General features: G+C 59.9%; 11 protein-coding genes. 7 read left to right on the top strand and 4 right to left on the bottom strand.

What is annotated here, in order from left to right:
- Positions 1-1,208: 1,208 nt before the first annotated feature.
- Positions 1,209-1,589 carry a hypothetical protein gene (locus ABW043_RS17380; protein WP_353922456.1) on the bottom strand — a complete coding sequence of 127 codons (381 nt, stop codon included), beginning with the start codon at positions 1,587-1,589 and terminating at the stop codon, positions 1,209-1,211.
- 182 nt (positions 1,590-1,771) lie between these two features.
- Positions 1,772-2,035, bottom strand: a complete 264-nt coding sequence (locus tag ABW043_RS17385; RefSeq protein ID WP_353922457.1) for a hypothetical protein — start codon at positions 2,033-2,035, stop codon at positions 1,772-1,774.
- 129 nt (positions 2,036-2,164) lie between these two features.
- On the opposite strand from ABW043_RS17385, the gene ABW043_RS17390 reads away from it, so the two are divergent.
- Genes ABW043_RS17390 through ABW043_RS17400 form a run of 3 tightly spaced genes read left to right on the top strand, consistent with a single transcriptional unit; the run spans position 2,165 to position 4,322 of the window.
- Positions 2,165-2,329, top strand: coding sequence for a PepSY domain-containing protein (locus ABW043_RS17390; protein WP_353922458.1), 165 nt, complete (start codon positions 2,165-2,167; stop codon positions 2,327-2,329).
- Positions 2,326-2,988, top strand: a complete 663-nt coding sequence (locus tag ABW043_RS17395; RefSeq protein WP_353922459.1) for a response regulator transcription factor — start codon at positions 2,326-2,328, stop codon at positions 2,986-2,988. The genes ABW043_RS17390 and ABW043_RS17395 overlap by 4 nt, the downstream gene beginning before the upstream one ends.
- A gap of 44 nt (positions 2,989-3,032) precedes the next feature.
- On the top strand, positions 3,033-4,322 hold the full coding sequence (locus ABW043_RS17400; protein ID WP_353922460.1) for an ATP-binding protein: 1,290 nt from the start codon (positions 3,033-3,035) through the stop codon (positions 4,320-4,322).
- Here the strand turns inward: ABW043_RS17400 and ABW043_RS17405 are convergent.
- Positions 4,285-4,437 carry a hypothetical protein gene (locus ABW043_RS17405; RefSeq protein ID WP_353922461.1) on the bottom strand — a complete coding sequence of 51 codons (153 nt, stop codon included), beginning with the start codon at positions 4,435-4,437 and terminating at the stop codon, positions 4,285-4,287. The two genes, ABW043_RS17400 and ABW043_RS17405, sit on opposite strands and share 38 nt — an antisense overlap.
- Positions 4,438-4,631: 194 nt before the next feature.
- Between ABW043_RS17405 and ABW043_RS17410 the strand changes: the two genes are divergently transcribed.
- From ABW043_RS17410 to ABW043_RS17425, 4 genes are all read left to right on the top strand, one after another.
- Positions 4,632-5,084: a DUF1236 domain-containing protein gene (locus ABW043_RS17410; RefSeq protein WP_353922462.1), complete on the top strand. Its 453-nt coding sequence runs from the start codon at positions 4,632-4,634 to the stop codon at positions 5,082-5,084.
- A 63-nt stretch (positions 5,085-5,147) separates the two neighbouring features.
- The gene (locus ABW043_RS17415) at positions 5,148-6,608 is read left to right on the top strand and encodes a DUF6600 domain-containing protein (protein ID WP_353922463.1); all 1,461 of its coding nucleotides are present in this window, start codon (positions 5,148-5,150) and stop codon (positions 6,606-6,608) included.
- 165 nt (positions 6,609-6,773) lie between these two features.
- Positions 6,774-6,980: a hypothetical protein gene (locus tag ABW043_RS17420; RefSeq protein WP_353922464.1), complete on the top strand. Its 207-nt coding sequence runs from the start codon at positions 6,774-6,776 to the stop codon at positions 6,978-6,980.
- A 67-nt stretch (positions 6,981-7,047) separates the two neighbouring features.
- Positions 7,048-7,728: a DUF1236 domain-containing protein gene (locus tag ABW043_RS17425; protein ID WP_353922465.1), complete on the top strand. Its 681-nt coding sequence runs from the start codon at positions 7,048-7,050 to the stop codon at positions 7,726-7,728.
- Between the two features lie 30 nt (positions 7,729-7,758).
- Here the strand turns inward: ABW043_RS17425 and ABW043_RS17430 are convergent, their stop codons facing one another.
- Positions 7,759-8,436: a hypothetical protein gene (locus tag ABW043_RS17430; RefSeq protein WP_353922466.1), complete on the bottom strand. Its 678-nt coding sequence runs from the start codon at positions 8,434-8,436 to the stop codon at positions 7,759-7,761.
- Positions 8,437-8,572 lie beyond the last annotated feature (136 nt).

The raw sequence follows: 8,572 nt of genomic DNA on the forward strand, positions 1-8,572 counted from the left end.
GACTCTGGAAACGGTTTTCGATTCTCGCCGTTCAACTGGCCGAGCGTCCTTGCTGCTACTCCGGGCGCTCGCTTCCATAGTTGTCCCCCAAAAGGTCTTCGGGCTCGTGGATGTGTCCGAGGCCTGTCTACTGCCCCCCGGTCTGTCAGTCAGCCGGGGCATTTTTTCGTGACAGTGTTGAGCGATTTGAATACCGGTGAACCGTTGCGGCGGATCTACCGGCGAGGGAAGGCTTTGACTGTGAGGGCGGTCGGAGCCTTCCTATTTTTGTTGGCTGGGAACATTTGACGCTTTTCACCATTTCTCTGCCCTGAGCATCCGGCATGAGTTCTAGCGTTGACCCTCTCTTGCACTGGATGTTCGACCAAAGCCGACGCGCTCCAACAGAGGTCATGAGAGGCGGCTTTTTCATTGGCCAATTAGCAAATTTACTGGACTGCTCGCGGCGGGGATTGTTGAAAGAAACAGCTCAGGGCCATCCCATGCCGTAGTCAGCAGGCCCTGAACTCTACCGGCAGAGGAGGGCTCCGTTTCGCCGAATGGGGCCCTCCTCGAAACCCAGATAGGGGCTTGATTGTGTAGCCGAACGAGCAAGCTGCGCGACGCTCACCTCTCGCTGGGTGAGTGCCAGCTTTCCAGACGCTTAAGCGACCCAGATGTAGTCGAATAGAGAGCGTTGGCTGCAGATCGGTAAAGCGCCCCATTCCTTCCACTGGGGGTGCCTCTTCGATTCCCTGAAAGCGGTCGTCAGGAGCATTTGAACGCTTTTGCTGCAGTCATCCCTCTACAATGCTCGACGGACCTGATGCTCTATTGAGTATCGCCTAAAGGTCGCCAACGTGCCCTTTCACCTCTCGGAGGTCAAAGGGCTGGTCTTGGGCAGGCTCAGCCTTCGCACTTCCGTCAGTGATTTGTCAGGTTCGGTCTGTTAGCCTCCTCCGTTATTCAGAGATTGAATCCTCACTAAGATCGTCGGCAACAGTTGAGCTAACGCTGCACTGCGGCGACCGCGCGGAGCGTAGGATAGCTTTGAGAGAGCAAAACGCCATTAGCGTGAGTTGACGTTGGACTGGCTGCGAGGCACCCGCCGCACTGGGAAGCGCCCCCTTTAACCCTCTCCAAACAGTCACTTCACGGCGGCGGAAGTTGCGATACGCCAGATCCGCGTCATCCAATCACGCGCTTCTCCAGTGTTCAGCGTTGCGACATCAGAAACCGGCGCACCCCTGCGCGCTATTCAAACGCGGATGATAGATGATGAAGCTATATCCCAAGTTGGCTTTGGCCTCGGCCTCGGCCCGCGGCAGCCATTCCGAGTAGATAATGTCCGAGTAGGGGTCGCCAGCAATCTCTGTGGTCACCAAGCAGACAGACTCCGCTTCTGCTGGCACAACAGACTTCGGGTCATACAGTTTCCTCATTTGGCCCGGTGGTATCTGGTGTCCTGGCTTGTGGTGTGCGCTGGCCGTTCCAGTCATGGTCGAAATGGTCGCCAGTATAATCACAAGTCTTGCAAGCATTTTGTTGGTTGTCCTCATCGCCTTCGCGCTCCCACACAGCGCCAAGTTTTGATTGCCGCCGAAGTCCAATTGCAGTCGTGTGTTTGGGGGGCGGCGCGAGCGCATCCGGACTTCGGCGGCGGGATGACAACAGACCTGCATGGGACGTGCATCACCGAAGATCAGGGTGACATAACCGCAGTGACGCAACCGTTAGATACTCTGTAAGCGTTCTGTCAGCTTGAAGGGGATATGTCAGAGTTATGCGGGTCTTAGTTCTGATACTGACAATGCTGTGTCTTTCGGCCTCGCCTGTGTTCGCCCAGAATAATGGGCAGGGCAATGGTAACGGCCAGGGCAATGGAAACGCAAATAGCCAAGAGAATGGCAATGGCGGCGGCAACAATGGCAATGGAAATGGCCCCGGCCAAAACAGCGGGAACGGGAACGGGAACGGGAACGGGAACGGGAACAGTCAAAACGACGGCGGTGGAAACGGCAATACCGGGAATAATGGCAACAACGGCAATGGCCAAAGTAGCAGCACGACCACTCCTGGTCCGGACACGTCTGCCGCCACGGATGCCAATGGCACTGTTCACTATTCGCAGGACTACGCCCGGGACGTGGTAAACGCCGGCAGGGCTGTCAGCCTTGCGAGCATAATGCCCGAACTGCAGGCGCGCTCCGAAGGGTCGGTCATCGACGCCGAATTGCTCAACGTGCAGGGTATTCTCGTCTATTCCGTCAAGGTGCTGCGGACCGACGGGCGCGTGACGCAGGAATACTACTATGCCCAGTCGGGCCGTTTTATTGGAAGCGAGCCATGAAAGTCCTCGTCGCGGAAGACGACGAGCGGATTGCCGATGTGCTCCAGTCCGCGCTCGGGCGATCCGGCTTTGAAGTGCATTGCGAGAGTGACGGCGAGGTTGCCTGGTATCGCGCCGATACCGAAGCCTTCGATGCGATAATCCTCGATCTCGGCCTGCCGCAGATGGATGGGTTGACAGTACTGAAGCGCTGGCGGCGCCAAGGGGTGGAAACCCCGGTCTTGATCCTGACCGCCCGCGGCCAGTGGGAGGAACGGGTAGAAGGTATCGAGGCAGGTGCCGACGACTATGTGGTCAAACCTTTCCATGCCCTTGAGATCGTTGCCCGCATCCGCGCCCTCATTCGACGGTCGAAAGGCGTGGCGACGCCGCGCATTCCCTTCGGCAAATACGAGCTGGACATGCGCAGTATGCAGGTGACCGAAGACGGCCGGCCTATGGATCTGACTCCGCAGGAGTTCCGGCTCATCGCGTACCTGCTGCACAATCGTGGCCGCACCGTCTCCCAGCTCGAAATCACCGAGCACATCTATCGACAAGACTTCGAGCGGGAATCCAACGCCGTCGAGGTGCTCGTGGCGCGTCTTCGCAAGCGGCTGGGCCACGAGGTGGTCAAGACGCGTCGTGGCTTTGGCTACACGCTCGGAGACGACTATTGAGGCGCAATTCGCTTGGCCTGCGACTGATGGGCTTGGCTCTTGTAATGGTTGCCAGTTCGCTCATCCTAGCGGGCGTCATTCTGCAAACTCTGTTCGTCGACAATTTGGAACGCAGCGTAAGGGGTGACCTCGATGCAGCGCTGTCGCGACTCGTCGCGCTGATCGACCCCGCGCAAACCGTCACGACGATCCTCGCCCCTTTGCCCGACCCGCGCTACGAAACACCCTTGGGCGGGCGCTACTGGCAGATCGAGGCGCTCGACAACACGGGCATGGCGCGATCTCGGTCGCTGTTCGACCAGGAACTTCCAGCTAGCGACGTCGCCGATGGCGAGGCTTTCCATTGGGTGAACGGTGACGGACTACACCTGATTCTTGTGAGCCGAACCGTCGAGATCGGAACGCGCCTCTTCCGCGTCACGGTTGGTGAGGATCACGACCGTATCCATGAGGCCGGCGTCCAGTATGGCTGGGATATCCTGCGTCTATTCGGCCTTCTTGGCATCGCCATCGTCGCGGCGGCCTGGGCACAGTTGCGGCTCGTGCTCATGCCGCTCAATCGCCTCCGCAGCGCCGTCGACGATGTCCGCCGGGGAGAGGTGGACCGGCTGGAAGGAGATTTCCCCTCCGAAATCGAGCCGCTGGTCGATGAGGTGAATGGGCTTCTGTCCGAGCGCGAGGCGCTGGCCCAGCGGGGGCGGCGTCGGGCTTCAGATCTCGCCCATGGCCTCAAGACACCACTGGCCGCGCTACACGGCATTGCCATGCGCCTACGTGACCGCGGCGAAGAGGCGGAGGCGATTTCGCTCGATGAACTGGCCCTCGAAATGTCGAGCCGGGTGGACTACCAGATGCGCCTCGCCTCGCTTCGAACGCGCTCGGGCGAACATAGGGAAAGCAGCTCCCTGAACACGGCTATCCTGCGCACCGTGACCGTGCTGAGAAAGACCGAGCGGGGAGAGCGATTGCATTGGCTGGCCGAACTCGGCGATGACATGCATGTCGACATCCACCGGCAAGACCTGATGGAACTGGTGGGTGTGACCCTGGAGAATGCCGCCAAATGGGCCAATAGCTCGGTGGTGGTGCAGGTTTTGCGGCAGGCGGATATGGCCGTGCTCAAGATTACCGATGATGGCCCCGGTATTCCGGCGAAGAAAATCGAGAAGCTTGGCCGTCGCGGTGCACGCCTTGATGAAGCGGTTCCGGGCACGGGGCTGGGCCTTGCCATCGCCACCGAAATTCTGGAGCTCAATGGCGGCGCCATAGCCTATCACCAAGGTCGGCGTGGCGGCCTCACCGTGGAAATGCGTCTACCTCTCGCCCGGCGCTGAGTTCGGATGGCTCGTCGGCAAAGACGGGCACCTCCTCCCCCACCGAAATGCTGAGATAAATTCCGACAACAAGGGCGGCGACAACCGAGCCGGCCATGGCAAGAAGTATGAGCATGATGAACCCCTATATTCTATATGATAAGGTCGAATTGCGGCATGCAGTTCCAAATGGATAAAATATTGTTCATTACAAGAAGGTTACGGTGCATGTAATACTTCTGTAACAACAGAAATACGCGATCACATATTGGAACAAACTAAGCAATTCTGGATTTCTATCCGCATCTCTAGCTTTTGAGTGAGGATAGAATGAAGAAGATCATTTTTAGCGCTATTGCAATTGCTCTGCTTGGCATGCCTGCCATTGCACAGGCCCAGATCATCAAGGGCGATGCTGACGCCAATGCCAATGCCGCAGTTGGGGGCGCAGCTGGCGGCGTCACCGGTGCTGTTGTCGGCGGCCTCGTATTCGGCCCGCTCGGTGCCGCCATCGGCGGCTTCACTGGCGCAACGATTGGCGCTGTCGGAGGGGTCGAGGCGTCCTCAGTGGACTATGTGCGTCTCAATCCCACTGATCCCGTGGTGATCGATGGGGATATCCAGGTCGGCTACGTCGTCCCCGCCGAAGTGGAGCTTCACGTCATCGAAGGTGATAGCGCCCACGGCTATTTCTACACCAATGACCGCGCCTACTTCGTCAATATGACCGATCGAACCGTCGTCTATTCCCCCGGCACGGTCGTGGCCGTCGAAGCTAAGTAGTCCCACACGGCGGCCACCTTCGGATGGCCGCCTTTTTCATGGCCCCAACTCATGAGGACGATCATGTTGAGATCGCGTCTTCTTGCCGGCGTTGCGCTGGCTGTCCTGAGCCTTCCCGTCGTCACCCTTTCGCCAGGTCTCCCCTTCTCGGCCACGGCGGCGCAAGCCCAGTCGGCCACCGTTAGCTTCCAGCTGTTTTTCGATCAATTGCAACCGCATGGTGTCTGGGTGCGCCACGCCCGCTACCAATATGTCTTCTGCCCCACTGGCGTCGATGCCAGCTGGCGTCCTTACACCGAAGGACGCTGGCTCTATGTCGAAGGCCGCGGCTGGTATTTTGCCTCCGATGAGCCCTTTGCCTGGGCCACCTATCACTATGGCCGCTGGTTCCCGGATCGCGACCTCGGTTGGTGCTGGGTTCCGGGCACCAAATGGGCGCCGGCCTGGGTGAGCTGGCGTCGCAGCGACAACATCGTCGGCTGGGCGCCGCTGCCGCCGGAAGAAGATGGCTATGCTGTCAGTGTCGTCGTGCGCGAGCGCGATCTGCCGGAGGGCTATTGGGTCTTCGTTCCCACCGAGCGCTTCATCGAGCCCGACCTCGCCGTCAGCATCATCATCGGCAGCGATCAGCCCGATTATTACGCCCAGACCCAGTTTCTGGGACCCGTCGTGGTTGAGGGTGACGTTGTCGTCAACAATGTCATCGACGTCACCTATATCGAGCAGACTATCAACCAGCAGGTGATCGTCTATCAGCCGCAGGAAGCCACAAGTCCCGCGGAACAGTCGGTTGCAGTCGAAGCCCAGACCATCGCCGTCTTCGATCAGGATGTCGCGGCCACCGAGACCGAAGCCGCCCCTCCCGAGGCTGTCGAAGAGACCGAAGCCCCCGAGGCGATCGAAGCAGCCGGCGGCACGGCTGGTGCGACTGCCGAGATCGCGGCAGAAGGCGAGGCCGACCTCGAAGCTCAGCCGGCAGCGCCCGACGAGGAACAGCCGGCAATGCCGGCCGAAGGCGACACCGAAGCTGCACCGCCATCCCCTGACGCTGCAGCTCCCGAAGCTGAGCCCGCTGCTCCCGATGCAGCGGCCCAGTCAGACGAACCGGCTCCGGCAGATGCCGAGCAACCTGCCGCGACGCAAGAGCAGCCCGCCGCCGATGAGCCACCTTGCCCGCCCGAATCCATGGTCGATGGCCAATGTCCAGTGACCGACGAACAGGAGCCGGCCGAACAATCCGTGGCACCTACAGAAGAGCCTGCGGCTCTGATGCCGGAAGAGACGGCCGCGCCGGCCGCGACAACGGAGCAGCCGGCGGTACCTGAGGCGGCACCCGCCGAACAGCGGGCCCCTGCCGAAGAGACTCCTGCCGATGAAGCAGCTGCCCCTGCTGAGGAAGCGGCTCCTTCGGAAGCACCTCCGGCGGAAGAAACTTCCCCTGCGCCAGAGGCACAGCCGGCCGATGAGCTCCCCTGCCCGCCCGAAGTCCGGGTGGATGGAAAGTGTCCTCCCGAGGCACAGTAATCAAAAGCAGGGGGCGGCTCCCGCCGCCCCTTCTTCTTGCTCGCGCCCTTTCCTGACAATTGGCTTACGACAACAATAATCCAAATATCACAATAAACTCAGTTACTTAAAGCAACTCAGGCTTGATGCAGCCGTTTACCTTCCATCACCAAGACGGAGGCAAGCATGCCAATCGAACGTGAAACCATCATCGAACGTCCTTCCAGCACCGAGACCGTTGTCGTCGACAGCGGTAGTCCCTTTGGCGTCATCGGCGGGATCATTGCCGCCGTGTTTGCCGTGATCCTGATCGTCTGGCTGGTCAATGGTGGCATTTCCACCAATGGCGACACCGTCAACGTCGATCTGCCCAACGTCACCGTCACCGAGTGACGCTTTTTCTTCCTTCAGATTTTGACGATTGCACAGGTGTCTGACCTGCGCCGCAAGGAGATTTCAAATGACAAAGCATCTCACCCTCATTGCCCTCGCTGCCCTTTCCTCCGTCGGTTTTTCCGGCGCCGCCCTCGCACAGTCGACCATGGCTACCGCCACAACTGAGCTCAACATACGCTCCGGCCCAGGGCCGCATTTCCCGTCCGTGGGCTTTATCGCGGCTGGCGGCAGCGCCACCGTGGAAGGCTGCCTTGACGCCAGCAAGTGGTGTCAGGTGACGGCTAATGGCGTCAGCGGCTGGTCGTATTCGGACTATCTCACCGCCGACGTGTCGGGCAATGTCGTGGTCCTCACCGAGCGCTCTCCCTCTGCCGGTATCGCCACCGTGACCTATCAGGATGATGGTTCCGCCGCTGGCGGCGCCGTAGCTGGCGCAGCGACTGGTGCTGTAGTCGGCGCCCTCGTTGGTGGCCCTGTAGGTGCCATTGTGGGCGGTGCCGTCGGCACCACCAGTGGCGCAACGGCTGGCGCCATCATCGATCCGCCGGAAGTCGCGCGGACCTATGTCACCGCCAACCCGCTCGATCCGGTCTATCTCGATGGAGAGGTGGTGATCGGTGCCGGCGTTCCCGACACGGTCGCCCTGCAGGCCATCCCGGATTACCAGTACCAATATGTATACATCAACGGGCAGCCCGTGCTGGTTGACCCCGACTCCCGTCGCATCGTCTACGTAGTCCGCTAAGGAAAATGGGCCGGCTTATGCCGGCCCATTTTAGGTTAGGGTGTGGATCTGCGGATCATGTCTTGGACGCGCAAAACGCCCCAACTGTCGTTGTGAAACGTCTTTCGACCGACCATGTCCCTTGGGGGCGAAACCAAGCGACGCCAGGCGGCGCTTCTGTTGTGGTGTCAGGGCGGGCCAGACCATGGATCGAGCGCCATTATCGAGTTCCCCGAATTCATGCTGGTGTGCCTGGCTGCGCGTCTGCACCTCGAAGACACGCCGATCGATTGGTTCCTCCAGTGCTTCGATAGCGAGGAAGAGCCGGGCGGCATGCAGCGGCGACAGCTGCAGGTTGCGGTCGAAATAGAGGGCCACTTCCAAAAGGGCTTGATCATCAGCGCCCGCCGATACCTTACGCACAATGTCCTGGCAGGTTCGCTGCTTGAGCCGTGCCGTAAGGCCGTGCACCTGGCCACGTATTGTTTTTTGATCGAGCGGTGCCCCATCGAGCATTCCACCAAGGCAATAGCGCCCGGCGCATCGCTGGCAGATCCACAGGCGCTCGGCATCGCGCATGATTTCATAACTAATGCGCTGTCGGGATTGTCCGCAAAAGCCGCACGTCGAACCGAAGGTCACATCGTCCATCAGCATCCAGCTGAAAGACCAGTCCTGAGGCCTACCAATTCCGGCATCCAGAGAGTAGCGAAGCCGTGATCCGGTCATGAGCAATCTCGCGATATCCGAATAGGAAGAGGGAGGCGGCGGCGGTTCCGCCGCCCCGGCGAGTTAGTGCACGCGCTTCTTGTGGATTAGATAGCCCACATTATCGAATTATTCCGGAGAGGCGTCAACGATGTCC

Source organism: Devosia sp. (genome assembly GCF_040509215.1).
Taxonomy (GTDB): Bacteria; Pseudomonadota; Alphaproteobacteria; order Rhizobiales; family Devosiaceae; genus Devosia.